The sequence below is a fragment of the Deltaproteobacteria bacterium PRO3 genome, assembly GCA_030263375.1.
GTDB lineage: Bacteria > UBA10199 > UBA10199 > DSSB01 > DSSB01 > DSSB01.
Window position 1 is genome coordinate 12385 of the sequence record SZOV01000022.1, and the last position, 25542, is coordinate 37926.

General features: G+C 61.1%; 27 protein-coding genes. 13 read left to right on the top strand and 14 right to left on the bottom strand.

The window, feature by feature from the left end; genetic code table 11:
• Nucleotides 1-80 precede the first annotated feature (80 nt).
• The 4 genes from FBR05_05465 to FBR05_05480 all read right to left on the bottom strand — a co-directional run bounded on the left by FBR05_05465 (nt 81) and on the right by FBR05_05480 (nt 6354).
• Nucleotides 81-1517, bottom strand: a complete 1437-nt coding sequence (locus FBR05_05465; protein MDL1871633.1) for a hypothetical protein — start codon at nt 1515-1517, stop codon at nt 81-83.
• A gap of 308 nt (nt 1518-1825) precedes the next feature.
• Nucleotides 1826-2617 carry a hypothetical protein gene (locus FBR05_05470; GenBank protein MDL1871634.1) on the bottom strand — a complete coding sequence of 264 codons (792 nt, stop codon included), beginning with the start codon at nt 2615-2617 and terminating at the stop codon, nt 1826-1828.
• 858 nt (nt 2618-3475) lie between these two features.
• Nucleotides 3476-4168 (bottom strand): hypothetical protein, encoded by a 693-nt coding sequence (locus FBR05_05475; GenBank protein MDL1871635.1) that lies wholly within the window; start codon nt 4166-4168, stop codon nt 3476-3478.
• Nucleotides 4169-5214: 1046 nt separating this feature from the next.
• Complete coding sequence (locus FBR05_05480) at nt 5215-6354, bottom strand: hypothetical protein (GenBank protein MDL1871636.1); 1140 nt, start codon at nt 6352-6354, stop codon at nt 5215-5217.
• A 450-nt stretch (nt 6355-6804) separates the two neighbouring features.
• Between FBR05_05480 and FBR05_05485 the strand changes: the two genes are divergently transcribed.
• Together FBR05_05485 and FBR05_05490 are read left to right on the top strand one after the other, a co-directional pair.
• Nucleotides 6805-7113 carry a helix-turn-helix transcriptional regulator gene (locus FBR05_05485; GenBank protein ID MDL1871637.1) on the top strand — a complete coding sequence of 103 codons (309 nt, stop codon included), beginning with the start codon at nt 6805-6807 and terminating at the stop codon, nt 7111-7113.
• 56 nt (nt 7114-7169) lie between these two features.
• Nucleotides 7170-7634: a hypothetical protein gene (locus FBR05_05490; protein MDL1871638.1), complete on the top strand. Its 465-nt coding sequence runs from the start codon at nt 7170-7172 to the stop codon at nt 7632-7634.
• A 6-nt stretch (nt 7635-7640) separates the two neighbouring features.
• Here FBR05_05490 and FBR05_05495 read toward each other — a convergent pair whose 3' ends face one another.
• From FBR05_05495 to FBR05_05510, 4 genes are all read right to left on the bottom strand, one after another.
• The gene (locus FBR05_05495) at nt 7641-7997 is read right to left on the bottom strand and encodes a hypothetical protein (protein ID MDL1871639.1); all 357 of its coding nucleotides are present in this window, start codon (nt 7995-7997) and stop codon (nt 7641-7643) included.
• 85 nt (nt 7998-8082) lie between these two features.
• Nucleotides 8083-10785, bottom strand: a complete 2703-nt coding sequence (locus FBR05_05500; GenBank protein ID MDL1871640.1) for an HAD family hydrolase — start codon at nt 10783-10785, stop codon at nt 8083-8085.
• Nucleotides 10786-10812: 27 nt separating this feature from the next.
• Complete coding sequence (pdxH, locus tag FBR05_05505; GenBank protein MDL1871641.1) at nt 10813-11418, bottom strand: pyridoxamine 5'-phosphate oxidase; 606 nt, start codon at nt 11416-11418, stop codon at nt 10813-10815.
• Entirely contained in the window at nt 11415-12308 is an 894-nt protein-coding gene (locus tag FBR05_05510; protein ID MDL1871642.1) for a ribose-phosphate pyrophosphokinase, read from the bottom strand. Before FBR05_05510 ends, pdxH begins: the two co-directional genes overlap by 4 nt.
• A 142-nt stretch (nt 12309-12450) precedes the next feature.
• On the opposite strand from FBR05_05510, the gene FBR05_05515 reads away from it, so the two are divergent.
• The 4 genes from FBR05_05515 (at nt 12451) to FBR05_05530 (ending at nt 16643) form a co-directional block, all read left to right on the top strand.
• On the top strand, nt 12451-13389 hold the full coding sequence (locus FBR05_05515; protein MDL1871643.1) for a universal stress protein: 939 nt from the start codon (nt 12451-12453) through the stop codon (nt 13387-13389).
• Nucleotides 13390-13414: 25 nt separating this feature from the next.
• Nucleotides 13415-14908, top strand: coding sequence for a thymidine phosphorylase family protein (locus FBR05_05520; protein MDL1871644.1), 1494 nt, complete (start codon nt 13415-13417; stop codon nt 14906-14908).
• Between the two features lie 5 nt (nt 14909-14913).
• Nucleotides 14914-16107 (top strand): MFS transporter, encoded by a 1194-nt coding sequence (locus FBR05_05525; GenBank protein ID MDL1871645.1) that lies wholly within the window; start codon nt 14914-14916, stop codon nt 16105-16107.
• Nucleotides 16108-16175: 68 nt separating this feature from the next.
• The gene (locus tag FBR05_05530) at nt 16176-16643 is read left to right on the top strand and encodes a hypothetical protein (protein MDL1871646.1); all 468 of its coding nucleotides are present in this window, start codon (nt 16176-16178) and stop codon (nt 16641-16643) included.
• A 34-nt stretch (nt 16644-16677) separates the two neighbouring features.
• On the opposite strand, the gene FBR05_05535 is transcribed toward FBR05_05530, so the two are convergent.
• The 3 genes from FBR05_05535 to FBR05_05545 are packed head-to-tail and all read right to left on the bottom strand — an operon-like array spanning nt 16678 to nt 18080.
• Nucleotides 16678-17040: a DUF2203 family protein gene (locus tag FBR05_05535; GenBank protein MDL1871647.1), complete on the bottom strand. Its 363-nt coding sequence runs from the start codon at nt 17038-17040 to the stop codon at nt 16678-16680.
• Nucleotides 17041-17083: 43 nt separating this feature from the next.
• Nucleotides 17084-17398, bottom strand: a complete 315-nt coding sequence (locus FBR05_05540; protein ID MDL1871648.1) for a (2Fe-2S) ferredoxin domain-containing protein — start codon at nt 17396-17398, stop codon at nt 17084-17086.
• A 10-nt stretch (nt 17399-17408) separates the two neighbouring features.
• Nucleotides 17409-18080 (bottom strand): 7-cyano-7-deazaguanine synthase, encoded by a 672-nt coding sequence (locus tag FBR05_05545; protein ID MDL1871649.1) that lies wholly within the window; start codon nt 18078-18080, stop codon nt 17409-17411.
• 100 nt (nt 18081-18180) lie between these two features.
• On the opposite strand from FBR05_05545, the gene FBR05_05550 reads away from it, so the two are divergent.
• From FBR05_05550 to FBR05_05565, 4 genes are read left to right on the top strand one after another with little or no spacing between them, the layout of a single operon-like run.
• Nucleotides 18181-18918: an SDR family oxidoreductase gene (locus FBR05_05550; GenBank protein MDL1871650.1), complete on the top strand. Its 738-nt coding sequence runs from the start codon at nt 18181-18183 to the stop codon at nt 18916-18918.
• Nucleotides 18919-18924: 6 nt separating this feature from the next.
• Nucleotides 18925-19335, top strand: coding sequence for a 6-carboxytetrahydropterin synthase (locus tag FBR05_05555; protein ID MDL1871651.1), 411 nt, complete (start codon nt 18925-18927; stop codon nt 19333-19335).
• Nucleotides 19336-19337: 2 nt separating this feature from the next.
• Nucleotides 19338-19967, top strand: coding sequence for a DUF1054 family protein (locus FBR05_05560; GenBank protein ID MDL1871652.1), 630 nt, complete (start codon nt 19338-19340; stop codon nt 19965-19967).
• On the top strand, nt 19964-20515 hold the full coding sequence (locus FBR05_05565; protein ID MDL1871653.1) for a cob(I)yrinic acid a,c-diamide adenosyltransferase: 552 nt from the start codon (nt 19964-19966) through the stop codon (nt 20513-20515). Before FBR05_05560 ends, FBR05_05565 begins: the two co-directional genes overlap by 4 nt.
• Nucleotides 20516-20523: 8 nt before the next feature.
• On the opposite strand, the gene FBR05_05570 is transcribed toward FBR05_05565, so the two are convergent.
• Both FBR05_05570 and FBR05_05575 read right to left on the bottom strand, forming a co-directional pair.
• Nucleotides 20524-21168: a hypothetical protein gene (locus tag FBR05_05570; GenBank protein ID MDL1871654.1), complete on the bottom strand. Its 645-nt coding sequence runs from the start codon at nt 21166-21168 to the stop codon at nt 20524-20526.
• 25 nt (nt 21169-21193) lie between these two features.
• Nucleotides 21194-21496, bottom strand: a complete 303-nt coding sequence (locus FBR05_05575) for a hypothetical protein (protein ID MDL1871655.1) — start codon at nt 21494-21496, stop codon at nt 21194-21196.
• A 418-nt stretch (nt 21497-21914) separates the two neighbouring features.
• Here FBR05_05575 and FBR05_05580 point away from each other — a divergent pair, with 418 nt between their 5' ends.
• Both FBR05_05580 and FBR05_05585 read left to right on the top strand, forming a co-directional pair.
• Complete coding sequence (locus FBR05_05580) at nt 21915-22838, top strand: DUF4347 domain-containing protein (GenBank protein MDL1871656.1); 924 nt, start codon at nt 21915-21917, stop codon at nt 22836-22838.
• Nucleotides 22839-22841: 3 nt separating this feature from the next.
• Nucleotides 22842-23489, top strand: coding sequence for a hypothetical protein (locus tag FBR05_05585; protein ID MDL1871657.1), 648 nt, complete (start codon nt 22842-22844; stop codon nt 23487-23489).
• Nucleotides 23490-23620: 131 nt separating this feature from the next.
• Here the strand turns inward: FBR05_05585 and FBR05_05590 are convergent, their stop codons facing one another.
• Nucleotides 23621-24214, bottom strand: a complete 594-nt coding sequence (locus FBR05_05590) for a hypothetical protein (GenBank protein ID MDL1871658.1) — start codon at nt 24212-24214, stop codon at nt 23621-23623.
• A gap of 159 nt (nt 24215-24373) precedes the next feature.
• On the opposite strand from FBR05_05590, the gene FBR05_05595 reads away from it, so the two are divergent.
• The coding region (locus tag FBR05_05595; protein MDL1871659.1) for an amino acid permease at nt 24374-25542 on the top strand (1169 nt) is incomplete at its 3' end.

Here is a 25542-nt window from a genome sequence, read left to right on the forward strand (position 1 = left end):
GGTTTATATATAGTCCCTCTCGATATCGGGAAACTTTATGAAGTTTCATGAAGTACTCGGCTCCGCAATATCGAAAGCCATCAGCGGCGCCCGCGCAAGCGGAGCAGGAACATCAATGTCGCCGCGCCCATCCAGAAATAAGGAGTCGAGCGACCTTGGGCCAGCAAGGCGGGCTGCAGCTGGCAACCCGATGCCGAATTGGCGGCCGAGGCCCCTTTGAAAAAACTGTCCGCTCCATCCTGCGAGGAGGAACCTTCCAATCCTTCCCCCGCAAGATCCAGCTTGCCGACGAGACCGCCTTGGCCTTTTTCGCCGCCCGCGAAATCCGCGACGGCCGGTCCCGCCTCGTTTCCACCGACGAATTCCGCCTTGTTTTGAACTTTGGCTCGGATTTGGAAAAATTCTCCCGTGGCCTTGAAGTCGTAATTTTTTCCGACGGAGACAAGTTGGGACATCTGCTGAAAAGCGCCTTGGCCTTCCTCGCCCTGACGAACCATGCGATGGCTGCTCTTCGGGCCGGAGAGAACTATCCGGGTGATCTGCGGCTTGGCGAAGGTTTGCATGATATTCGGAGATAGGCCGCCGCCGACCCACTCCACCTTGGAGAAAAACCCTTCGCCCATAGGCAAAGGAGTCCAGGTCACTTCGTTCTCCGACTCGGCCCTGACTCGAAACTCAGTCGCGACGCCGTCCTTTCCATAAGCGCGAATCGCCGACGCCCCTCCGATGGAGAAGGATTGCTCTTTCGAGGCGCCTCCTTCCTGGTATTGGATTTTGACTTGGAAAGGAACCGGGGCCTCATCGGCCGCCGCTTCCGCTTCGGGAGTAAACGGGACCGTGACGAAGTAATCCTGCTCGGCCCAAGGGGAGAATCCTTTCTCGCCTGCCTGAATGGTGTTGTTGCCGCCCAGCTCGGCCTGAACGGAAACGCCGCTGTGGGTCAAGTTCATCTGATAGGCAAAAAATTGATATCTGGGGATATGGAGTTTCACCGCATCGCCTTGGCTTAACGTTACCGGTTGAAACCCCTCGTCTTCCGAATTTCGAACCGTGACGGCGAGATTCTTGCCCTTCAGGTAAATCGGCGACTCGCTATCAACGCGTTCGGTACCGGCGGTGAACCCTAGTCCTTTAAGAGTCCCGTCCTTGCCCTTGAACAGAAGATTGGAAGGTAAAACCTGGGCCCGAATGGTATTTGCGTCTTCTTGGTATAAGGCGAGATAAATGGGTTCTTGAAATTCGCCGGAGGTGGCGTTGTTGTGGACCACCAAGAAATCGTTCTTGCCTAATTTATGCTGCCTTCGCGGCGGGATCCAAAATTGGTTCTTTTCCTGCTGGAAAATTTCGAGATTGGAGTAGGCAAAATCCACCTCCACCTCGCTGCCCTGGGACGCGACATGAATCTCGGCCCCTGGACCCAAAAATAGGACCTTCTCGGCCCGGGCCTCCGAAAGACCCACCCATCCCACAAGGCAGCCCAGCGTCCCGACCAGCCAGCGTTTCCATTTCTTTTCCATACGATGCTCTCCTTAACCGAAAGTTGAAGACCTAGGCTTATCCGCCAAAGGGATTCGGACCTAATGTTGCTTTAAATAGCAATCCTCATACCATCGAAGGGCATAATTAATTTTACATGCAATTCTCATGAGATACGCGTTTTCCGAAGAGCATTTGAGAAATAAAACGTGAATTCTCCTCGAATCGAAATTTCATTTTCGCCAATATATTGGCGGATACCGGGCTCCATCGCACCCGCTTAAAGGCAAAAAGAAAGGCGGCATCATTGCCGCCTTCCTTTACTGTGTATCGGTGGAACAACGCGTATCTAGCGCCTACAAGTCCAACTCCGCAGGCCGAAGACGAATGCGAGAAGAATCCCCGGCAGCCAGGAAATCGAGGACTGAGCGACCGCAAGGGGCGCCGGCGCCAAGGCGCAACCGCCTCCGTTGACCGCGGTGACGACCACGGGAGAAAGGTCGCAGGCGTCACCGTCGCCGTCGAGATCCTCGTCGTTTTGGTCGGCATTCGACACGCCGGGACAATTGTCCGTCCCGTCCGCGACGCCGTCACCGTCGCTGTCCAAGCCCTCGCAGGCATCGCCCACGCCGTCGAGATCGGCGTCGGCCTGGTCCACGTTGGCCACATTCGGACAATTGTCCTCGCCGTCCGCGACGCCGTCGCCGTCGGCATCCAAGCCCTCACAGACGTCGCCGACGCCGTCGAGATCCGCGTCCGCCTGGTCCTGATTGCTCACGGTCGGGCAATTGTCATCCGCATCGCCGATCGAATCGCCGTCGGTATCCGGCTGCACTTGGAAGTCCACGGGCAGGACGTTATCGGCGGGATTCAACTCGATCTGCTGGCTGTCCACGGTGACCGTCACCGAACCGGCCCCCTCCGACTTGGCGAGCAAAACCAGGCTCAGGGTTTCGGTACCGTTGAAATCCCCCGTGCAAGTGACCGTCGTGAGCTCCGGCAGGGCCGTTAGCTGGCAGGGGCTGATATTGACCGTCGAGGTGTGGTTCACCAACTCCAGATTTCCGGGAATCTCGGCGACGATCGTCACGCCGGTGGCGATCCAAGGATAGGGATTGCTGATCTGGATATCCAGCGTCAACTCCTCGCCGACGACCGGGGTCAAGGTGCTGGCGGCGGCCGTCATGACCAGATCCACGTTTTTCAAGGCCAACGCGAGCGCCAACTGCCAACCGCCGTCTTGTCCGTTGGGCCAGGGGGGATTGGAATTATTCCAATCCCAACCCATGGAGATGACCTCGCCCTGACCGAAGGGGAAGAGCACGACAGAGGCGTCGTTCCCGCTGGAATAGATCGGGACGGCGTCCACGGGGAGCGAGTCCACCGCCAGGCACGCAACAAGGTTGTTGCTGGGTAAATTTCCCGGCCCTGTCTGGAACAAGGTGTCGTTGATCATTGGTCCCGCGGTCGTGCCGATATCGAAGGTGCCCGCAGTTACGGCGAATTGGAAGACGTCGTTTAAGACGCTCAGGTCGTTGTCGTTGTTGACCTCGCGGTGGACGATCAAACGGCCGCCGTTGAGGACGAAATTTCGCAAATTACCCTCCAGGGGGATCTGATTCAGGTCAAAGGCCGCGTTCTCCAGCTCGGGGATGACAATCGCGTGGTAGGGCGAAAGGTCCTGGGTGGCCAAATCGGCCGCGGAATTCAGCAGGGTGACGTTATGCGCCAAGGCCCCGATGGCCGCGGCGACGTTGTCGGCCTCGGCCCCGGTGTTTCCGTTGGAATCGACATACGTCGGGTCGTCCAGGACCAACACGTTGGCGGCCTGGGCATTTTGCGCCAAGCCAAGGGAAAATATCGCGGTCCAAAAACAGGCCCGCGCAAACGATCGAAGGCTTTTCATTCCTTACTCCTGATTATTAATTGAGATGAACACCGATTCGGTTTTTTGCCGAAAAAAAACGGCCCCGGGGGGATCTCCCCGGGGCCAAATCATTTAACAACGATGGGCGTCGGCCTTGCCGCCGCGGAGTCTCCAAAGCAGGGCCGCGGCGCTCAGTAGTCCCAGGATGGCCGGCAGGCCGCCTTTGGGGGCCATGGAGCCGGAAAGGCCGCAGCCGCCTCCGGTCAGCGGGGGAGCGACGGCGGCGCCCGCATCGCAGACGTCGCCGACGCCGTCTTCATCGGCGTCCGCTTGGTCGGCGTTCGACGCCGCGGGACAATTGTCGACGGCGTCTTCCACACCGTCGCCGTCGGTGTCGAGGCCTTCGCAGGCGTCGCCCACGTCGTCCCCGTCTGCATCGGCTTGATCGGCGTTGGCGACGTTAGGGCAGTTATCTCCTGCGTCGGCGACGCCGTCGGCATCGGCGTCCAGGGAGGCGATGAAGGATACCGAAGCGGCGTTATTGCTTTCGTCGACCTCGATTTGCTGGCTTTCGACCGTGGAGGTAACCTCTACGCTTCCGTCGCTCGGAGCCTCGACGTTGGCCACGATATGGATTTGAGCCGAAGTGTCCAAGGTCCCCAGCAGGCAAAGCAGGGTGGTGCCTTCCGGTTGGATATCCACCGCGCAGACGCCCTGGGAAACCGTGCCGTCCACAAGGCTTAAATGCGGAGGCAGGACGGTCGTCACCGTCACGCCGGTTGCAATCCAGATATTGGGATTGACCACCTCGATATCCAATTCCATCTTCTGCCCGACGATCGGAGCGGCGGGGTCCGCCGAGATACTGAGCTGCAAGTCGATGGGCTTCAGGGCGAGGGCGAGAACCGTTTGCCAACCGCCGTCTTGACCTCCGTTAATAGGCGGATCGGATTCAAACCAATCCCAACCCAAGTAGACGACCTCGCCTTTTCCGTATGGAAACAAAACAACCGAGGCGTCGTTCCCATTAGAATAGACAGGAATCGAGTCGCCCGGGAGCGAATCGACCGCGAGCGTTCGAACCAGGCTGTTGTTCGGCAAATCAGCCGGCCCGGTTTGAAACAAGGTATTGTTGAGCGCGGGACCGGCGGTGCTTGAAATGTCGTTTCCTCCGCTGGAAACGCCAAACTGAAATACGTCGTTCAAGACGTTCCATTGATTATTAGCGCCGTGCACAATCAACCGGCCGCCGGCGTTCACGAAGTTCCTTAGATTCCCTTCCACGGGCGTCTGCCCCAGATCGAATAAGCCATTCTCCAATTCGGGAATCACCACGACCTGAAATGGCGTCAGGTCCTGGGTTACCAGGTCGTTCGCCGAGGGCTGTAGCGTCACCGCATGGCCCAAGGCCTCGATCGCCGCGGCAATATTGTCCGCCTCGGCGTCGGGGGGGTCGCTCTCCGTATCGACGTAAGCCGGATCGTCGAAGACCAAGACTTCCACCGCACCTACGTTCGCCGGAGCCATGTTGCAAAATGCCAACGCCAAGGCTGCGACGCCCTTCCAAAAATGTATGAATTTCAGCACAGAATCCTCCTTGCTGTTTCTCAGCGAGACACGAAAATGGAGTGCGGTTTGTGTTGGAGGGAAAGGAAAGCAATTCCCGTGCTAGGAGGATGACAAATCAATAAAAATTATTTTCCTGAAATTTCAATTCAGTCAAGGCGCGTCTGTTTTCGGAAAAAAATATTTTGAAGTGGAAATTGGAAAAAATCGGAAATTTTCCAACGTAAAATTTCAAAAATTTTTCCGCCGCTCTTTCTATTTCTTTGTACATGTATCAAAGAATATCCCGCTCCGTCGCCGATCGCTCATTTCAAACGTTGCTGGATCAAGGGAATCAACTTCGCCTTGATCTCTTCCTGACGCGCCTCCCACAAGGCATGTCCCGCGCCTGGGTAGATCGTAAGGTGGTAGCGGAAATCCTCCTCGGAGATCCCCTCTCGATTTTGAATTTCCTCGGCCTGCAATTGACGACGCCCGTCTCCGATGGCGACGGCGCACTCCTCGGGGATGTCGTCCGAGCCTCCGATCTCAAGAAAGAGATCTTGCGAAGGATAGAAGAGATCCTCCGTCTCGCCGTCGATCGAAAACGGAATCGCGCCGTAAAATCCGCAACCCGGCGAGATCGCCAGAACGAACTTGGGCTGCGGCCGGTTCGCGGGCAGGTTCGCGAAGGCGATGTCCGTCAATTTTTCCAGCTCATTGTCGGGGTCCTTCGGATCAAAAAGTTGAACCAAAGTACGGTCCACAAAGCGGTGACTGGGCAGGATGGCGGCCGTGCCTCCCTCCGAGGTACCGATGCGTATGTACTTGGAACAGTCGAAACGCGTCAGCGAGCAAAGCGCCTGCTCCGCGAAGGCCGCGTCGTAAAGGCGACTCACCACTTGTTGGAGGTTGTTGTCCATGGCGGGCGGAGCGAATTGCTGAAAATCGGCGTCGTTATCCTCGCAAAACCGGGGATCCCGCGAATAGAAACTGTCGATCCAAACGACCGCCACGCCCTGCGCGTTCAGAAACTCGGTCATCTCCCGGTAAGCCGTCTCCAGCTCCTGGGTGCATTCCTGGCCCGCTTGCTCCGCCTCCCGATTCAAACCGCCGGAGCCGTGGTAGCCGAAGGCCAGCGGAAAGGCCGCGCCCCCTTCGAAGAGACTGGACCCGTCGGGGAGGAAGGCCCGCAACACCAGGCCCACCCCTTGCGGGTGAAGGCTTTTACTCAAGACATACTCGGTGGCGTTGCGCCCCTGCGACAGGATCTCCATAGGCTCAACCGCGCCGCCGACGGGGCTCGATCCGCCCGAGCCCGCGCCGTTTCCCGGATTGCCCGCCCCCTTGCCGCCGCACCCTGAAAAGACCCCCACGGCGGCAACCGCCGTGAGGGCTATCAAGGCCTGACAAATCCGGTTCTTCTCAACCCCTAGAATTTTTCCATTCTCGACTTTCCGCTTCATAAGCATCCTTTCCGGATTTGCGAGTGACCCTAGCTCCCCTTCGCCGAACCCAGCCAATGTATATTGATAGGGGCAAAAAAGAGCGGACCGGCAAGCACCTGGAATTACTTCATGATTTCATAAAAACCTATCGTTATAAATGAAAGCAAAGTCCATGCTAGACCCCTCAAAGCCAAGGAACAAATTTTCATATTTAATTTCAGGTATTTATAAAAAAGAAGCGCCCAGCGGACTATAAATAATTCGCAAAAATATGAAATTTTAATTTCATAAAATTTCTTATTTAGTTCTCATTACACCATTTTAATATCTTAATAAATTGGCATAATTTTTTCCTGATTTTTTCTTAAATAATCCCAATAACTTAGTGATCAAGCTCCAAAGCCTTCAGGTCGAATAAATTGGTCCAACTTTTGCTCTATAAAAAAACAGGGAAAGGAACGACCAACTATGAACATCGCCCAAGCCATCAAGGAAATCCGTAACTCCCGAAATCTGACCCAGGTCCAGTTGAGCTACCGGACCCGGGGGCTGGTCAACATCAGCACCATCAAGCGCATCGAAAGCGGACAAGAGGTCAACCCGACCCTCAATACCCTCGAGGCGCTGCGCAAGGCCCTGGAAGTGGATCCCATCGAGTGGTTCTTCCGGGTGATCTATTCGCAATGTCTGCCCAGCGGGGAAGACGCGCCGCTGGCGCCGGAAGTGATCGAAAAGATGCGCGCCGCCACCCGCGACTGGAACAAGGCCATTGCCTGATCCGAAGGATGCGGTTCTCGCGAAGGACACGCTTATCCTTTGGCAAATGAGCCACGCTGAGCGATATTAGCCGCGTGCTGAAGCTCATCAAAAGGGAAACGCGGAATTTGATCCGCGCCTTCCTGCACCCCGCCTTTTTTTACCTCGTCATCATCGGCAACGGCATACTCGTGGCGGCGACGCTCGTGGTGTATCACCTCGAAAAAGGCGTCAACCCCCACATGAAGACCTACTTCGACAGCCTGTGGTGGGGCGTGACGACGATCACCACCGTGGGCTTCGGCGATACGGTCCCGATCACCGCGCCGGGCCGATGGATCGGCATCGGCCTCATGTACACCGGCACGGTACTCTTCATCAGCTTCACCGGCATGCTGGTCACGCATTGGCTGCGGGAAGAGGTGGAAAAAGAGCTGACTCCCTTGGAGAGGGAGATGCTCCAGGAGCTCAAGGCTCAAGTCCAGATCGAAAAATCCTTGCGCCGCATCGAAGAACGCCTCGAGCGCCTCGAGAAGAAATAGTCTTCTCTAATGATGCGCTTCGTGCCCGTCTTTTTCCGGAGCCGCCCCCGTCGGCATGGACTCGCCGCCCATCTTACCCTGCATTTTTTCCATCATCGGGCACTTCATCATGCCGCCGCCGTGGCCCATGCCGGGCATGCCCTGCGCGGCTGCCTTGACCTCAAAGTGCCCGGCCTCGCGGTAGCGCCAACCGTAATATAAGGTGCAGGCCATCGTCAGGATCGCGGCCACCATGACAAAGCCCCCCGCGGCCTTTCCGACCACGCGACCCGCCGCTTCGCGGGCCGCCCACACCCAGAGGGCCGCCCCGGCCGCAAGGGCGATCAGCTCCAAGGAAAACGCGGAATCCAAAAGGAATATCATATCGCTATCCTCCCGCCCTCCCGCCGCCGCGGCTGGGAAGGCACCCTTAGTTTAATCCTCGCACCCGGAAAAAGCATGAGTTTCGTCAGGCCGGCGCCCTGCGCCGCGCGAGCCACTTCCGCGCTTCTTCCACCCACAGCACCAGGCTCCCGGCCGCGCCGATCAGCAGGGCCTCGGACCAGGGGAGTGCCACGGTGTGAAAGAGGGATTGCAAAGGTCCAAGAAATATCACGGCCATTTGGAACAAATTCCCCAGGATCAATCCGCCCCAGAGCCAATGACTCTTCAAGCTCTTCTTGTCGAAGGCCGAACGGCTATCCGAGAGACAATTGACGGCATTGAACCATTGGCAAACGACCAACAAGGTGAAGACCCCGGTGCGCACTTGCTCGAAGGGCGTCCCGGCCTGCAGCTTCAGAAAGTAATAAAGCAAAGTGGACGAAGAAATCGCGAGGACCATGCACAACATCCTTCGCAACATTTCCGGGGGTAGAATCGGCGACCGACGGGGATTCGGCTTCGATGCCATCTCGTCGCCTCCCGGAGGCGTCATGACGAGGGGGATGGTCATCATCCCGTCGGTCACCAAGTTGACCCAGAGTATCTGCACTGCGGCGAGGGGCAAGGGCCAGCCCATCACCAAGGAGAAAAACAAGATGACGATTTCGGAAAGGCTCGTGGAAAACAAATACAGCAAGGTCTTTCGGATATTCCGGAAGACCAAACGACCCTCCTCCACGGCGTGGATGATGGTCGCGAAGTTGTCGTCGGTCAGGACGATCTTGGCCGCCGCCTTCGCCACCTCCGTCCCGGTGAGGCCCATCGCCACGCCGACGTCCGCCTGCGCCAGCGCGGGGGCGTCGTTGACGCCGTCGCCGGTCATCGCCACCACCGCGTCGCGGGCCTGCCAGGCCTGGACGATGCGCAGCTTCTGGGCAGGATAAACGCGGGCGTAGACCGAGATGCTTTCGAGCCGCGCGCGAAACTCCGCTTCGGAAAGGGCCTCCAGCTCGCGGCCGTCGAGGGCGAGGTCGCCGTCGCGCGCGATGTCCAATTCCCGCGCGATCGCCAAGCCGGTGGCCTTGTGGTCGCCCGTTACCATGATGGGCCGGATCCCCGCGGAGCGGCACAGCGCCACCGCCTGCCTGGCTTCGGGACGCGGCGGGTCGATTTGACCCGACAGGCCCAGAAAGCGCGCCTTGCCGCGCAAGGGTTCCAACCCGGCCCGCAGCTCCGCGGCTTCTCCGGTCACCTCGGCGAAGGCCAACAAACGCAGCGCCCGATCGGCCAATAGGGCCCCTTCCCGCAAAATCCGTTGCCTGGCGGCGTCGTCCAAAGGCAAGGACTCCCCGGAAGCGCCCAGATAACTCCCGCAAAACTCCAAGAGCACCTCAGGCGCGCCCTTGATATAGATCACCTTCCCGCGGGGGCCCTCGTGCAGCGTCGCCATCATTTTGATATCGGAATCGAAGGGCACTTCCTGCCGGCGGGGATATTCCGACTCGACCGCCTCCCTCCACAGGCCCGCCTTCGCCGCCAGGCTGAGCAGGGAGCCCTCGGTGGGATCCCCCGAGATGCCCCAGCGCGGCTGGTCGGAACCGGGAGGCAGAAGGCGCGCGTCGTTGCAAAGCAAGGCGGCCAGGAGCAGCCCTTTCAGCTCGGGCGCCTCCTCCAAGACCAGCGCGCGTCCTCCGGAACGTATCTCCCCATCGGGTGCATAGCCGGAACCGGCGATCTCCCAGGATTCTCCCCCGGCCGTGTAGAGCGCCACCACGGTCATCTCGTTCTTGGTGAGGGTCCCGGTTTTGTCGCTGCACACCACATTGGTCGAACCGAGGGTCTCCACCGCGGAGAGCTGACGAATGATGGCGCCCCGCCTCGCCATGCGCTGCATCCCGACGGCGAGGGCGACCGTCATGGCCACCGGCAATCCCTCCGGCACCATCGAGACGACTTGGCTGACGCCCACCATGAAGATTTCCTCAAACCCCAAGCCATGCAGCCAACCCAAGCCCACGATGGCGGACAATAAGATCGGCGCGGCGTAAAGCAACCAGCGGCCGACTTGGGAGATGCGTACCTCCAAAGGGGTCTTGGGTTCCTCGGCGGCCTCGGTGAGTGAAGCGATCTTACCGGCCTCCGTCTGCGATCCCGTCACCACCACCAAGGCCTTCGCCCGACCCGCCGCGACGTGGGTCCCGGCGAAGACCATGTTTTTCCGATCCGCCGGCAAGGTGTCGGGCGGCAAGGGGTCGGCCGTTTTCTCGACCGGCAAAGACTCCCCGGTGAGGGCCGCCTCGCTGGTCTCCAATCCAAACACCGACAGCAGGCGCGCGTCGGCGCCGATGGCGTCTCCGGAGGCCAGCAGCAAGATATCCCCCGGCACCAGCTCGGAACTCTCGAGAAAGACCTCTCGCCCGCCCCGCAACACCCTCCCCCGAATGGCCCCCAGGCGTCTCAGGGACTCCATGGAGCGCTCGGCCCGGGACTCTTGGATGCTCCCGATCAAGGCATTGAGGCACAAAACACCCAGGATCACCGCGGCGTCGACTCTCTCGCCGAGGACAAAGGCCAAAGCGGCGGCGGTGAGCAGAAGATAGATCAGCGGACTGCGGAACTGGTCGAGAACGACGCTCCCAAGGCCGCGGGCCGCCTTCCCGGGCAGCACATTCCTGCCGTACTTCTCCAGGGCGCGGCGGACCCCTTCCTCATCGAGCCCGCGCTCCGGATCGACTTGGAATTGAGAGAGCGCTTCTTCGGCGGACCATGCGTGCCAGGGAGCCTGCACCTTTACCTCCTCAAGCGGCGGACGGCTTCAGGGATTGAGCCGCGAGATCCGCCAAGACCTGCCGCGCAGCCGGTAGAGGATGCGGTCGTGCAGCCGGTTGGGTCGCCCCTGCCAAAACTCGATCTCCTGCGGCAAGAGCCGGAACCCGCCCCAATGCGGCGGACGGGGCACCTCCCGGCCGCGGAACTTTTTCCGGTAGGCCGCGAAGCGGCGGTCGAGAGCGGCGCGACTCTTTAAGACCTCGCTTTGGTGCGAGGCCCAGGCGCCGATCTGGCTTAGGCGCGGGCGCGAACGGAAATAGGCGTCGGCCTCTTCCTCCGTGACCGCGTCGACCTCGCCGACCACCCGCACCTGCCGCTCGAGCGTCTCCCAAAAGAAGGTGAGGGCCGCCTTGGGGTAGAGGAGTAAAGACTGCCCCTTCAGCGACTTGAAATTGGTGTAGAAGACGAAGCCCTCCGGGCCATAGCCCTTCAAGAGCAGCATGCGGCCGGCGGGAAAGCCGTCGGGGCTCAAGGTCGAGACGCACATCGCGTCGGGCTGGAGGATTTTTTTGCATTTCCCCGCCTCCGCGAACCAGCGGGCGAAGAGGGCCAAGGGATCGGCGGGCAGGTTTTTTTCGGTCAGGGTTTTCATAACATCTCGCTTAGGGCCGTGGACAAACTCTCACTGATGTCGATCCGGTTGCTGGGGTGCGGGACCGTATTGCAAGTGGCGATCGCCGCCGCGCCGGCCGCTGACAAATCCTCATAGGCGCGCCCCGCGAAGATCGCGTGGACGCCGACGCAGACCGGCGCCGGCCAACCCGCCGCCTTCAACTGGCGCAGGGTCTCGAGCATCGTCGCGGCGGTGGAGATGATGTCGTCGACCAAGACCGGCGTGAAACCGCTCCAGGCCTCGACCTGGGGCAGCCGCAGCTCCACCTGCCGATCGCCCAAGCGGCGCTTCTCCGCCACCGCGTAGGGGGCCCCCGCCAGCGCGGCCACCCGTGAGACCCATTGGTCGCTCTCGGCGTCGGGCCCGAGGAAGACCGGCCTCTCCACCTCGCCGCGGACCCAGGCCGCGATCTCCGGCGCGGCGCTCAGCACACGCGAGGGGATCGTGTAGATCTCGTCCAGCGTGCGGTAGCGGTGCAGGTGCGGGTCGACGGTCAGCAGGGCGTCGAAGTGCGTCGAGAGCAATTTGGCGAAATAGCGCGAGGTCACGCCCTCCCCCTCTTGAAATCTAGCGTCTTGGCGCAGGTAGGCCAGGTAGGGCGCGACGAGGACGAGCTTTTTCGCCCCCAGCTCCCGCGCCGTCGCCGCCCACCAGAGCAGCGGCGCCAGCTTGTCGTCGGGGCGGTCCAGGCTGGCGCAAAGGACCGCCGTCCGGCCCTTCAGCTCCGAGACGATACGAAGGTAGGACTCGCCGTCGGGAAAACGGCGCCACTCGAAGCGCCCCGCCTCGGCGGACAGCGAGGCCTGCAGACGCAGCGCGAGGCCTTCCTGCCCGGGCCAGGAAAAAATGATCGGCTTATCCTCGTTCATGTCCCACGAAATTGCGGCCAAGGCCCAGCGAAACACAAGGTTTTTTTGAAAGATATGATGAGGATCATGTTTTGCCCTCCCAAGTGAGGGAAAATCGAAAAATCGCTCCGGATGCCGGCCCATTTATGATAAAGGGGGGTCGATGAAAAAATCCTCTTCCAAAAAACGTATCCTCTGGTCCTTCAACCCCTTTCAAAACGACCCCAAGGTCCTGAAAAACGCGGTGGCCCTGCTGAAGCTGCTGTCGAAGCAAACGGGCCTGAAGGTCGAGCCGGTCTACGTCGTCAGCCCCGCCGAGGTGAACGTCGTCCTCGAGTTCAGCGTCCCCGCCAAGGACCGCTACCAGGCCGTCGCCCAGCTGGAGTGCGAGAAGGTCTTGAAGAAGATCCAATTCCCCGGCCTGCTGCCCGCGACCGTCCTGGTCGAAAACCAGGTCCGGCTCAGCGCCAGCGCCAAGGCCCTCGCGGCCTATGCCGAAAAGACCGGGGCCTACGCGCTCGTGATCGGGACCCACGGCAAGAGCGGCCTGGGGCGGGTGCTGCTCGGCAGCTTCGCCGAGACCCTGCTCTATCACGCCAAAAACCCCGTGCTCCTGGTCAATCCCCACCTGCGGGCGCCGGCCGCCCTCAAGCACTTCCTCTTCGCCAGCGACTTCAGCCCGGCCTCGCGACGGGCCTTCGGCGAATTCTGCGCCTTCCTCAAGCCGCTCAAGGCCAAGGCCACCTTGTATCACGTCGTGCCCAAGCCCTTTCCCTGGGCCTCCCCCGCCACGGCCTACCTGCTGGGCACCCAGACCCTGAACGAGGCCCAGTACCTGCGCGAGGTCGCCCGGGAAAACCTGGACAAGGCGGAAGAATTCCAAAAGGTGGCCAAAAAGGCGGGTGTCCCCTGCGAGGTGCGCCTCGAGACCAGCGACGAGGACGTCGCCATGGCCATCCTCAGGCGGGTCAAGGGCCTGAAGGCCGACGGCGTCGGCCTCGCCGCCCAGACCGGGCGCTGGGAGACCGCGCTGCTCGGCAGCACCTCCCGCGGCCTGCTCCGCGAGGGGCGAATTCCGGTTTGGGTCCTGCGCGCCTCGTGATACCATCTCGGCGGGGTGACCGCGCGTGCCTGAGTTGATCCTCCGACAAGTCGGCATCGACACTTACCAAGAGAACATCGCCTATCTGCCGATGGGCTGCGATATCTGCCGCAGCCAGGGCTTCGGCGCCCTCTCCAAGATCGAGGTGCACTACGGCGGCCGCAGCATCCTCGCCACGCTCAACATGACCGAGAATGGACTCGTCACCGGCGGCGAGATCGGCCTCAGCCACGCCGCCTTCCGCCGCCTCGGCGCCCCCGAGGGGGCCCGCGTCTCGCTCTCGCACCCCAACCCCCTGCTCTCCTTCGACTTCGTCCGGCACAAGCTGGAAGGGGGGCACCTCGACAAGAGCCAATTCTTGGCCATCCTGAGCGACATCGTCGCCTACCGCTACTCCAACATCGAGCTGACCGCCTTCGTGATCGCCTGCTACCAGCAGACCCTCACCGAGCCCGAGATCGGCTACCTGACCGAGGCGATGATCGAGACCGGCGAGCGCATCGATTGGGGCCTGCCGCTGGTCTTGGACAAGCACTGCATCGGCGGCATCCCCGGCAACCGCACGACGATGATCATCGTGCCCATCGTCGCGGCCTTCGGCCTGCCCATCCCCAAGACCTCGTCGCGGGCCATCACCTCGCCGTCGGGCACCGCCGACACGATGGAGGCGGTCGCCAACGTGCGTCTCGGCTTGGACGAGATGCGCGCGGTGGTCGCCGCCGAGGGCGCCTGCATCGCCTGGGGCGGCTCGGTGGCCCTGGCCCCCGCGGACGATATCCTGATCAGCGTCGAGCGGCCGCTCAACCTCGACTCGGAGGGGCAGATGATCGCCTCCATCCTTTCGAAGAAGCGGGCCGCCGGCTCCACGCACCTGCTGCTCGACATCCCGATCGGACCCACCGCCAAGGTGCATTCGACCGAGGAGGCAGAGCGCTTGAAAAAGCGCTTCGAGCGGATCGGCGCGCGGGTCGGCCTGCAGATGCGCGTCGTCTTCACCGACGGCCTCCAACCCGTCGGGCGCGGCATCGGCCCCGCCCTCGAGGCCCTCGACGTGCTGCAAGTCTTGCAAAGGAAGCCCGGACACCCCGAAGACCTAAGGGAAAAATCTCTCTCCCTGGCCGGGGAGCTGCTCGAGTTCAGCGGCAAGGTCGCGGCTGGCGAGGGCCTGGACCGGGCCCGGGAGATCCTGGACAGCGGCCAGGCCTGGGAAAAATTCCAGGGCATCGCGCGGCGCCAGGGCGGCCTGAAAGAGCCCCGGCCGGCCCGCCACTCCGCGCCGGTCTTGAGTCCCACGGCCGGACGCGTCGGCGCCATCCACAACCAGAAGATCGCGCGGACGGCGAAGCTGGCCGGCGCCCCGCAAGATCCCGGAGCGGGGGTGTTATTGGAAAAGAAGCTCGGCGACGCCGTCGCCTCCGGCGAGGTCCTGTTCCGCGTCTTCGCCGAGACCGAGGAGGAGCTGCGCTTCGCCCTGCAATACGTCGCCGCCAACCCCGACTTGATCGCCATCGGAGGCTGATTCCCATGTTTCGCGGCGTCACCCGCAACGTCTACCTGCTCGGCCTGCTCAGCCTGTTCAACGACTTCAGCGCGGACATGGTGACGCCGCTCCTGCCGGCCTACCTGGCCACCCTGGGACTGGGCGCGGGTTTTTTGGGGATCATGGAGGGAGTCGCCAACGCCCTCTCCCACATCACCGCCCTGCTCTCCGGCTGGGTGGACGACCGGAAGCACCGCAGCAAGCGCATCGCGGTGGGCGGCTACGCCCTCTGCGCCTTCGTGCGGCCCCTGATCGCGATCCCCATCCCAGCGGTGATCCTTGCGGTGCGCTTCCTCGACCGGATCGGCAAGGGGATCCGCACCGCGCCGCGCGACCGCCTGCTCACCGACTCCCTTGATAAAAAGCACTGGGGCAAGGCCTTCGGGATCCAGCGGGCCCTCGACCACACCGGCGCCCTGCTCGGACCTCCCTTGGCCGCCTTGCTGCTGGGATACTACGGCCTATCCTACTCTCAGCTCTTTCTGATCGCCGCCGTCCCCGCCGTCTTGTCCATCCTGATCGTGCCGCTGTGGATCAAGGAAAGGCAGGCGCAGGAGCCGGAAAATCGGCCTCGCCTGACCTGGAAAAATCTGCCCTCCCCGCTGAAGCGCTACATCCTGATCATCTTCCTGGTGGCCTTCAGCACGCCCAGCGAGCTCTTCCTCATCATGAAGCTGCAGAGCCTGGGCCTACCCGCCTACCAGCAGCCCTTGGCTTGGGGCCTGCTGACGCTCTGCACTCTGCTCGCCGCCTTCCTGGGCGGCGTCCTCGCCGACCGCTGGAGCCAGCGCCGCACGATCGCGGTGGGCTGGGCGCTTTTTTCAGGGGTCTTCTTCGCCTTCGCCTTCAACGGACACCTGACCTGGTCCTGGGTTTTGATCGGGATCTACGGCTTTCAGGCGGGCCTGGTCGAGGCCTCGGAGCGGGCCTATCCCGCCAGCGTGGTGCCCGCCGAGATCCGCGCCACCGCGATGGGCTGGTATTACTTCGCCTACGGATTGGGGCTATTGCCGGCCTCGGTGCTGTTCGGTTTCCTGTGGTCGCATTTTTCGCCGAAGGTCGCCTTCGCCAGCTATGGGGCCATGACCCTCTTGGTCATCCCCCTGCTGGCCCTGCTGCCGACCCACCGCGACGGAGGGGAAAAAGGCCGGCGCCCCTACCAGGCGGCGCTGCGATAAAATTTGCTTTAAGCTTAGGAACAATGATAACGATTCTTCGAAAGCCTTTCGAAACAAAGGAGCTTCCTGTGCGCACTCTCCTCACGGTCCTTGCCCTTGCCACTTTCTTATGGAGCGTCGGTCCCGAAGCCGGGGCGACGCAGCCCTTGGCCCACCCGCCGGCGACGCGTTCCACCATCGGCCTCAAGCAGTACATGGCGAAGTTCGGCAGCATGCTGGCAGGTCTCGAAATCATCCAATTGAAAGAGAAGAAGCCGGACTGGCCCGCGATCGATATCTCGGTCAAGGAGTTGAGTGAGACCCTCGCGGAGATGCAGAAGGCCGACAAGGACAACGCCTATAAAGAATTCACCGATGTCTTGGCCGCGGGGATGGTCGAATTGAAAGACAAGGCCGCCAAGCGCGACAAGAGCTTCTTCCGCTCGCTCGACAAGATCAGCGAGTCCTGCTTCAAGTGCCACGCCGCCCACCGGCCGGGGGATTATCTGATCCCCGAGAAGGGCGACGATAAGCTGTCGAAAGAAACCGGAAAATAAATGGTAGGGGCGAACACAAGGTTCGCCCCTACAACTATCGATTGATCGCAATCCGGCCGGAGAACCCGTCGTGGTAGCCGTGGAAGTATTGGATGCGGTCGTCGCCGAAGCGCCAGCAGTAGTAGCCCTCGCCGTTGTCGAAGTCGACCAGCCAGATGCCCTTGGGCTGGCAGCCCAGCTTCATGATCTTCTCGCTCCAGTGATTGAGGACGCCGGCGATCTCCTGCTCGATGGCCTTCCACTTCTCGGGCTCGTGCTGGTGGTGCTTGAGCTTCTCCTCGAGGACCAGAAACTGATCGACCGCCTCCTTGGTGATCTTACGGATCACCGGCAAGAGCGCCTCGGCCTGCTCGAGCGTGAATTTCTGGCGCTGGAAGATCTTGACGACGTCGCCCATAAACCAAGTTTATCCCAAACAAGTCGAAGGCGTCCAGCCGCGATCACTTGTAGATCGCCAGGCGCTCGACCACCTCGCCCTTTTCGATGTGGCGATCCAGGATCTCCCGGGCATCGGCCTCGTTCTCGACGTGGTACCAAACCCCTTCGGGGTAGACGACCACGGCCGGGCCGAACTCGCAGTGATCCAGGCAGCCGGCCGCGTTGGCGCGCACCTTGCCCTTCAGGCCGCGCCGCTTGACCTCTTCCTTGAAGAACTCGCGGATCTTCTCGGAGCCGCGGGCGGTGCAGCAGCCGCGCGGGTCGTCGGGCTTGCGCTCGTTGGTGCAGATGAAGATATGGCGCTCGAACTTGGGCATGAAAAGCTCCTCAGGGCATCTTAGCCGCAATTCCCAGGGCGTGAAAGGCCTTCCGCCGCTCCTCGCACTTGTTGCAGTCCCCGCAGGGCTCGGTGCCCCGGGGACGGATGCAGGAAAAAGTTAAGGCATAAGGAAAATTCGGGTGCCGCGCGACGACCTCGGCCTTTGAAAGCTCGCGAAAGGGGGCCTCGACCTTGAGCGGGCGCGGCAGGCCGAGGCGGCAGGTCTCTTGAAAGCTCGCGAAGAAGGCCGCCTGTCCGTCGCCGAAGGGATTGGCGCTCAAGACGCCGATCCAGACCTCCCCCAACGACCGCGCCTGGGCGTAGACCGCCGCCTGGGTCAGCAACATCAGATTGCGCGCGGGCAGGTAGACCGCCTCGTCGCGCGAGGCGGCGTCCGGCACGCCCGCGCCGGTGAAGGCCCAATGCCCCGGAAACAGCTCGCCGAGCGGCGTGCGCAGGACCGCGAGCTCGCGCAGGCGGGGATGGGCCAGGGCCGCGAGCAGGCGCCGCAGCCAGTGGAGCTCGGCCTCTTCCCAGACGAAACCCGTCGCGACGTAGAGCGGAAAGACCTCCCGGCCGCGATCCAAACCCTCTTGAATCAGGACCGCGCTGTCGAGGCCGCCGCTAACCAGGACGCAGAGCCCCGCGGCCTGGGGATTTTGCTCGGAAAGCATGGTCATTCTCCAGGGCTAACACAGGCCCGACGAGACCGGCAAGCGCGGCCGCGCCGGGCCCATTGCCCGCTTGACTCGCCTCCGGGGCTGCGCGTAACGTCGGGCGATGCAAGTGAAGGGATGCACCGTCTTGATCACGGGCGCGGCCAAGCGCGTCGGCCGCGTCATCGCCCTGACCCTCGCGGCGGCGGGCGCGGACATCCTCATTCACTACAACCGCTCCGACAAGGACGCGAAGGCCCTGCAGGCCCTGATCCGCAAAAAATTCAAAAGGACGCCGGGCCTGCTGCGCGGCGACCTCGCCAAATTCTCCGAATTGAAACGCCTGGCCGAGGAGGCCTGGAAGCTCCGCAAGAAGGTGGACGTCCTCGTCAACAATGCCTCCACCTTCTATCCCACGCCGCTCGGCAAGGTGAGCGAGGCGCAGTGGGAAGACCTCTTCAACGTCAACGCCCGCGCACCCTTTTTCTTGAGCGAGGCCCTGGGCCTCAAGATGAAAAAGCGCGGCAAGGGCAAGATCGTCAACATCGCGGATTGGGCGGCATTGCAACCCTACACGCAGTACGTCCCCTACTGCGCCAGCAAGGCGGCCCTGGTCGCGGTCAGCCAAGGGATGGCGCGAACCCTGGCCCCCGAGGTGCAAATCAACACCATCCTGCCCGGCCCGGTGATGTGGCCCGACGACCTGGGCCCGGCGGTGATGAAGAGCGTGATCCGCAACACGCCGCTCAAGCGCATCGGCACGCCGCAGGACATCGCCAACGCGGCCAAATTTCTCATCGAAGGCAGCGATTTCATGACCGGCTCGCTCGTCCACGTCGACGGCGGCCGGCACATCGACTGAAAAGCTATGTACCGCGTCGTCAAAGAACTGAGCTTTTGCTACGGTCACCGCCTGCTGGACTACCAGGGCAAATGCGCCCACCCGCACGGCCACAACGGCCGCGTCGAGATCGAATTCGGGACCGAGCGGCTCGACCACCGCGGCATGGTGATCGACTTCGTCGACATCAAGGCCGAGGTGAAGCGCTTTCTCGATGACGAGCTTGACCACAAGATGCTGCTGCGGCGCGACGACCCGCTGACCCGCATCCTGCAGGACCTGCGCGAGCCAGTCTTCGTGATGGAGCAAAACCCCACCGCCGAGAACATCGCCCGCGTCATCTTCGACTACGCCCAGGGGCGCGGGCTGCCGGTCCTCTCCGTCAAATTGTGGGAGACCGAATCCAGCTACGCGGAATACCGACCCGAAAGGAAATAGCCATGCCCGTCAAATTCACCCCGGACGATCTGGAAGTTTTTTCGATTCCCGACTTCGCAAAACGGATGGCCGGGCTCAAGGCGAAGATCCGCCCCAAGCTCGAGGCGCTCGGCGAAGAGCTGGGCCCCGCGCTGATGACGGCCTTCAAGCAGGAATTCTTCGCCCACACCGCCAAACATATGCGCCGCACGGTCAACCCGCCCGACGAGACCTGGGTGGCCCTGGGCCCCGAGTCGCGCGGCTACAAGGCCTATGTCTACCTCGCCTTCTGCATCGGCAAGTCCGGCGCCCAGGCGCGGGTGGTGATGAAGGACGAGTCCGTCAATCGCCCGATGCTGGGCGCCAACCTCCTCGCCAACCGCGGCTTTTTCGCGCGCCACGCCGCCGACTTCAAGGGCCTGGCCGATTACACCAAGCGCGACAAGGACTACCGCCCCGCGAAGATCGCCTCGCTGGAGACCTTCCTCGCCGAGACCGGACGGCGCCTGCAGGATCTCAAGTCGGCCCTCTTCGACGTCGGCCTCGAGCTGAAGCCGCTCAGCGCCTCGCTGGCGCAGGATATCCTGAAGGCCTGGGACAAGCTCTATCCCTTCTATGAATGCGGCTTGAAGAAAGGGGTGAAGTTCCGATGAAGATCTATACGAAGAAGGGCGACCAGGGGCAGACCTTCCTCTTCGGCGGCGGCCCCTATCCCAAGGACAACGAGCGGATCGAGGCCTACGGCAGCGTCGACGAGCTGAACAGCGTCCTCGGCTGCGCCTTGACCGAGCTGGCGGACAAGACCCTGGCCGCGGCCCTGACCGAGGCCCAAAGACAGCTCTTCATCGTGGGGGCCGAGCTGGCCGCGGTGCACCCGACGCCCGAGATGATTGCGGGCTTCATCCAGGACCGCCACGTCAAGGCCCTCGAGCAGCAGATCGACGCCTGGGAAGGCGAGCTCGAGCCCTTGAAGCAATTCATCCTGCCCGGCGGCGCGAAGGCTGCGGCGTTTCTCCACCTGGCCCGCACCGTCTGCCGTCGCGCGGAGCGCCAAGTCGTGACCGTCTCGCACGATCAAGCGGTCCGCCCCGAGCTGCTCGTCTATTTGAACCGTCTCTCCGACTGGCTCTTCGTCCTCGCCCGCCTGGTCAACCGCCGCGCCAAGGTCGAGGACATCTTATGGGAAGGGATTTTGAAGTAGCCCATGATCTAACGCGTGGCTTGTTGGAGCACGTGGACGACCGCCGGATCTGTTTCCACCTTTTTTCTGTTTTCTAAGGCCGTTTTCGCGGCCGGGGACTTCACTCTGCCCAGCGCATCGGCCACAAAATAGCGGACATCTTTATTGGGATCGTTCAAGGCCCGAATCAGCTCGGCCTCGGCGGTCGACGCCCCGGCCATGGAGAGCGCCCACGCCGCCTCGAGTCGGAGCTGATCGGTGGGAGAGCCGAGCAATTGTTTGAGCGCGGGAAAGCCTGCGGGATTTTGCATGGTCCGAAGGCCTTTGACCGCCAAAACCCTCTCGTCGAGGCTGAGATTTTCATTGACGGCCCTGGCCGCCAAAATTTCGGCGCCCTTCCCCCGCCGCAGGACTTCGATCACCACGTCGCGTACCGGCTCCCCGGAAACCTCGAGACTGCGAACCAAAGCTTCGATGGCGCGGGGATCTTCGAAAGTCCCCAGAATCTTCGCCGCTTTAATCCGCCGGGAAGGCGACATTTGTTTGTCGAGTAGAATGACGGCGATGGCCTCGATATTCGCCGACTCCGCGGCGGTAGCGGGCGCAACCCAGCAAAAGACCGCGAAAATGGCGAGTACGGCGGAAGTCAGGAGTTTTATGGGGCGCATCGGCATGGATTCGACCACATAAATTTGAGATTTAGATAGAGCGCTTCACGCCTTTGCCGCGATGCGATGCCATCATTTTTGGCGTGACGTAAACTCCGATCAGGGGCCTTTTGGAAGGACGCTTATTGGTGAAGTCGCTGACGAAGCCTTTTCGGGTGCGAATTTCGACATGGCCCGCGCCGCGTCCGCCATAGACCAGGATGGCGCCGAGCGGGGCCTGGTAGGGGTTCTTCACGGGGATTTTTTTGAAAGCGTATTTTCGTTGCAGTTCACGGCCGGCCTGCTTGGCGTATCGGGTGGTCGGGCGGCTGGAAACAACTTTGGCTTTCACCAAAGCATTCTTGACCGCACGCCAACATTGGCGGCGGGAATGCCTTCGGGCGCGAGCATTGACAATTTTCGTGGCCGCTTGCATGCGTGGATCATAACTCACGGATATCTTCGGCGGCGGGCGCCGCGGGTTATGAGAGTGTTTTTTGGATTTGGCCGCGACAGGATGGGCCAACACGAGGATGGCCCCGAGGACGAGGATAAAGGTGAAAAAAGAACGCCGCACCTAAGCGGAATTTAAGCGTTTTTTCTAATAAATCAACTGAATTTTGATATTAATCATGCAGAAAATGAATTTACCCCCCGCTTAATTTTGTATCTAATAATTTCTTGTTCGCGGACCGAAGCCTCACTTACAATTTTTCGATTCATGGCCATTCCGGGTAAACATTTCCTCTCCGCAAGATGAAGGGCAGGGTTCTATGCCCAAGGAATGCGAATTCATCGTCATCGACGCCACCAAGGATGACGACTACCTCAAGCAAGCGCGCAAGGACAACCCGGGCGCCATCCTTGCCAAAAGCCTGAAGGACATGGTCGACAAGCTGCTCGACAAAGTCAAAAAGAACGAATGCGACTGCATTTCCAGACTGCGTATCATCGGTCACGGCGGCGAGGGTTTTATCGTGATCGGCGCCGGCAAGAACGGCGGAGATCCGGAAAAGCGCATCAATGAGAAACAATCCGAGTGGGAAGACCAGCTTAAGCGTCTCAAACCGAAACTTTGCAAAAAGGCCGAGATCGAACTGCTCGCTTGCTTTTTTGGGGCCGGCCAGAAGGGGGCGGATAAACTCAATGCCTTGGCGAAATTTCTCGACGTTACCGTGATCGGATACACCTGCTATACCCTGCCCGGCGGTTATCCCAAAATTAATAAGAAGAAGTCCCAAAACAAGGCCACGCCGAAAAAGCCCGCGGAAAAAATGCCTCGGCTGGAAAGCTCCCTGCCCAGCTTCAAGAGCCTGCGATCGCCGTTGTCGGGCTATCGCCGAAATCCGCCCGAAGCGCTGTTTCTCAGCTCCGGTCACGTGGCGCCGGACCGAGGAGTTCCGCCCCCTCCCCTCCTCCTGCGCGATCCCGAGTTCATCCAGCTGTTGCTCGGCCAAATCAACCCGCGCCGATTCGTGGACACCCGGTATGCGGGGGGCTGGATCGAGGCCCGGCTTGGCATCGGGCGGCGCTCGGGCGGCATCGATTGGTATGAGATCACCGACGGCTTTCACCATATCGGTCCCGCGGGGCAGCCGAAGCGGTTTCATCCAATTTTGCCTTTCGGGCGTATTTGGTTCCAACAGCTCGCGGCCTTGCATCGCCAGGCGACGCAACCGAAGCAACGAGGGAGGTAAACCTTGGGCACATCGACGATCACACCCAAACAAGACGGTTTTGGCTTGGATTTTGGCGGCGACGGCGACAAAGAACGGCAGTACGATTTCACGCTGACGCCGGAACAAATTCAAAAATTCGTCGACGTCGCGTTGGCGGCACCTGATTTTCTGAAGATTGCAGGGGATTTCTGGTCGGAATTCCTGGGTGGGAAAAAGCTGGATGTGTTTTTGAAGGACCTATTGAAGAAAGTGAAGGTCTCGTCCCACCCCACCTTTCAAATCACGGCGGATTGCGAAACATTCGACGACATCGAAATCAAATGGTTCAATCCCGACGTTTCTCAGACCTCGGTGCCGGGTTTGACCATCGATGCCAAACCCCAGCCGTTGGACATCGTCACGGAAAAATGCGCCTGTCCGGGCGATCCTGCCGGAAAGAAAAGCGGCCGGCGCAAAACCCGAGTCTTCATCATCAAATGGTGGGTCACCATTTCCATCAAGGGAATCGTCTTGCCCTTTCTTGGCCAGATCGACCGGATCAAGGTCACGGGGCCTTGCTGCTGCCCTAAAAAGGAGGAAGATACTCCCAAGAAGGATCGAGGAGCACCAGATGAGCCGAAACCCTCGCGTCCGCCAATGGCGCCGAAAAATAAGGCGAATAAAAGGTGAATAAACGCAGGTTTGATATTATGGGCGTAGCCTTAGATTCTGGTGACCGCCTATTGTTTCGAAGATTAAAATTCGATGCGTAAGCATACCGAGTCACCATGGAAGATTCAGGGTCAACCAGCGCGACAAGCTCAACTCCCTGGTTGATGGACGGGCTTCGGTTTTTCGGGAGCGCGTTTGCGAAGGAGCTTGGTCTGTCGGATCAGCATCTCACCCTGCGGAAGCGTCCGCAATTCCATTAGCATTTCGCCGTTTTTGGAGTCCTTTCGGAGGGTCTCGAGAATTTTCCGGATTTGCTCGGATTTTATCTGCTCCAGCTCCCGGATCTGCGTCTTCGGCAAAACCTCGACCCTTTCCAAGTAAACGTCAATCTTCTTGACGCTTTCCGGAGGGTTCTTTGCGGAGGGCTTGCTTTCGGCGGGGGCCTTCGCAACGGCACGGGGCGCCGGGGCGGGGCTTCGCTTCGTAACCAAACCGAGCCTTTCCTTCAGGGCTTGCTGCGCCTTCTCATGCGCTGCATTGGCCTCCACCACCTTCTGCTGAGCCGCCTTCGCCTCGGCGCTGTCAGGACCCTGCTCCTTTTTGGCCTTCGCCAGCGCGGCTTCCGCCCGCCGCAAGGCAAAACCCGCCTCGCGATAGGCCGATTCGGCGGCCTGGATTTCCGGAGATACCGGGGACGGCGTCGTGGTTTTGGGTTGAACGGAAAGAGGGCGCGGAGGAGACATGGGTTTTCCTTTCGGAATGGGCCCAAGCCTTCGACGGGTATTATCGAACCGAAGCGGCTGGAGTTGTGGGAGAATTGGGAAAAACCACGGCAAAACAGAGAAGTAAACTTATGAAATAATTGCCTTACCCAATTTTTTACGAAAGGCTAACCTCTGCCCATGGAAAAGCCCTCGTCTTTACCCACCCTCGCCCGCCGCCTGGGCTTCTTCGCCCTGATCGTCTACGGGATCGGCGACATCCTTGGCGCGGGAATTTATGCCCTGGTTGGAAAGGTGATCGGCATCTCGGGGGCGGCCGCCTGGGCAACCTTCCTGATCGCCGCCCTGGCCGCGGTGCTCACGGGCTTGAGCTACGCCGAGCTGAGCGCCCGCTTCCCGGTGGCGGGCGGGGCGGCCGCCTTCGTGCGGCGCGCCTTCCCCGGCAAGCTGCCCGCCACTTTGATCGGCGTCTTCGTCCTCGGTACCGGCCTCGTCTCGGCCGCGACCGTCACCACCGCCTTCTCGGGCTACCTGCAGCAATTGCTCCCCTTTCCCGATTGGCCGGCGCAGCTGCTCTTGGTCGCCGGGATGAGCTTTTTGAGCTTTTGGGGAATCCAAGAATCCTCGCGGGTGAACTTCGTCCTCACCGCCGTCGAGGTCGGCGGGCTGATCGCCGTCATCGCCTTGGGCCTTGGGATGATGAACAGCGAGGCCACCCAAAACTTCGTCGCGGCAGCGCGCGGAGATTTCGAATGGGCAGCGGTCTTGGGCGGGGTGACGGTCGCCTTCTACGCCTACATCGGCTTCGAGGACTTAAGCAATCTGGCGGAAGAGGCCAAAGACCCGAAGCGCGACCTGCCCCGCGCCATCCTGATCGCCATCTCCGTCTCCACTGTCATCTACATCCTGGTCACGCTGGCGCTCTTGATCCACGTGCCCAAGGCCGAGATCGCCGCCTCCAAAACCCCGCTCCTCTTGGTCTTCGAAAAGGCGGGACTGGGCCGGGTCGCGGATTATTTCGCCGTGGTCGCCATCCTCGCCATCACGAACACCGGCCTCATCAACCTCATCATGGCCTCGCGGCTCATGTACGGGATGGCCCAGGAAGACCTGCTGCCGAAGTCGCTGGCCTCCGTCCATGCCGGACGACGCACCCCGTGGTTGGGCGTCCTGGTCGCGGGCGGGGCGGTCCTGCTGCTCGTCTTCACCGGCAGCCTCAAGGTGCTCGCCCAGACCACGAGCTTCCTGATCCTGATCGTCTTCTTATTAGTGCACTTGAGCCTCTTGAAGCTGCGCTGGCAGCGACACCCCCACGAGGGCATCCAGTTTCCGTCCCTCATCCCCTTTTG

What these genes read in the sequence shown, in the direction of transcription:
- FBR05_05465 (MDL1871633.1), bottom strand. Translation starts at nt 1,517, where the DNA reads ATGGAAAAGAAATGGAAACGCTGGCTGGTCGGGACGCTGGGCTGCCTT.
- FBR05_05475 (MDL1871635.1), bottom strand. Translation starts at nt 4,168, where the DNA reads ATGGAATTGGATATCGAGGTGGTCAATCCCAATATCTGGATTGCAACC.
- FBR05_05480 (MDL1871636.1), bottom strand. Translation starts at nt 6,354, where the DNA reads ATGAAGCGGAAAGTCGAGAATGGAAAAATTCTAGGGGTTGAGAAGAAC.
- FBR05_05485 (MDL1871637.1), top strand. Translation starts at nt 6,805, where the DNA reads ATGAACATCGCCCAAGCCATCAAGGAAATCCGTAACTCCCGAAATCTG.
- FBR05_05495 (MDL1871639.1), bottom strand. Translation starts at nt 7,997, where the DNA reads ATGATATTCCTTTTGGATTCCGCGTTTTCCTTGGAGCTGATCGCCCTT.
- pdxH (MDL1871641.1), bottom strand. Translation starts at nt 11,418, where the DNA reads ATGAAAACCCTGACCGAAAAAAACCTGCCCGCCGATCCCTTGGCCCTC.
- FBR05_05510 (MDL1871642.1), bottom strand. Translation starts at nt 12,308, where the DNA reads ATGAACGAGGATAAGCCGATCATTTTTTCCTGGCCCGGGCAGGAAGGC.
- FBR05_05515 (MDL1871643.1), top strand. Translation starts at nt 12,451, where the DNA reads ATGAAAAAATCCTCTTCCAAAAAACGTATCCTCTGGTCCTTCAACCCC.
- FBR05_05525 (MDL1871645.1), top strand. Translation starts at nt 14,914, where the DNA reads ATGTTTCGCGGCGTCACCCGCAACGTCTACCTGCTCGGCCTGCTCAGC.
- FBR05_05535 (MDL1871647.1), bottom strand. Translation starts at nt 17,040, where the DNA reads ATGGGCGACGTCGTCAAGATCTTCCAGCGCCAGAAATTCACGCTCGAG.
- FBR05_05540 (MDL1871648.1), bottom strand. Translation starts at nt 17,398, where the DNA reads ATGCCCAAGTTCGAGCGCCATATCTTCATCTGCACCAACGAGCGCAAG.
- FBR05_05545 (MDL1871649.1), bottom strand. Translation starts at nt 18,080, where the DNA reads ATGACCATGCTTTCCGAGCAAAATCCCCAGGCCGCGGGGCTCTGCGTC.
- FBR05_05550 (MDL1871650.1), top strand. Translation starts at nt 18,181, where the DNA reads ATGCAAGTGAAGGGATGCACCGTCTTGATCACGGGCGCGGCCAAGCGC.
- FBR05_05555 (MDL1871651.1), top strand. Translation starts at nt 18,925, where the DNA reads ATGTACCGCGTCGTCAAAGAACTGAGCTTTTGCTACGGTCACCGCCTG.
- FBR05_05560 (MDL1871652.1), top strand. Translation starts at nt 19,338, where the DNA reads ATGCCCGTCAAATTCACCCCGGACGATCTGGAAGTTTTTTCGATTCCC.
- FBR05_05565 (MDL1871653.1), top strand. Translation starts at nt 19,964, where the DNA reads ATGAAGATCTATACGAAGAAGGGCGACCAGGGGCAGACCTTCCTCTTC.
- FBR05_05570 (MDL1871654.1), bottom strand. Translation starts at nt 21,168, where the DNA reads ATGCCGATGCGCCCCATAAAACTCCTGACTTCCGCCGTACTCGCCATT.
- FBR05_05580 (MDL1871656.1), top strand. Translation starts at nt 21,915, where the DNA reads ATGCCCAAGGAATGCGAATTCATCGTCATCGACGCCACCAAGGATGAC.
- FBR05_05590 (MDL1871658.1), bottom strand. Translation starts at nt 24,214, where the DNA reads ATGTCTCCTCCGCGCCCTCTTTCCGTTCAACCCAAAACCACGACGCCG.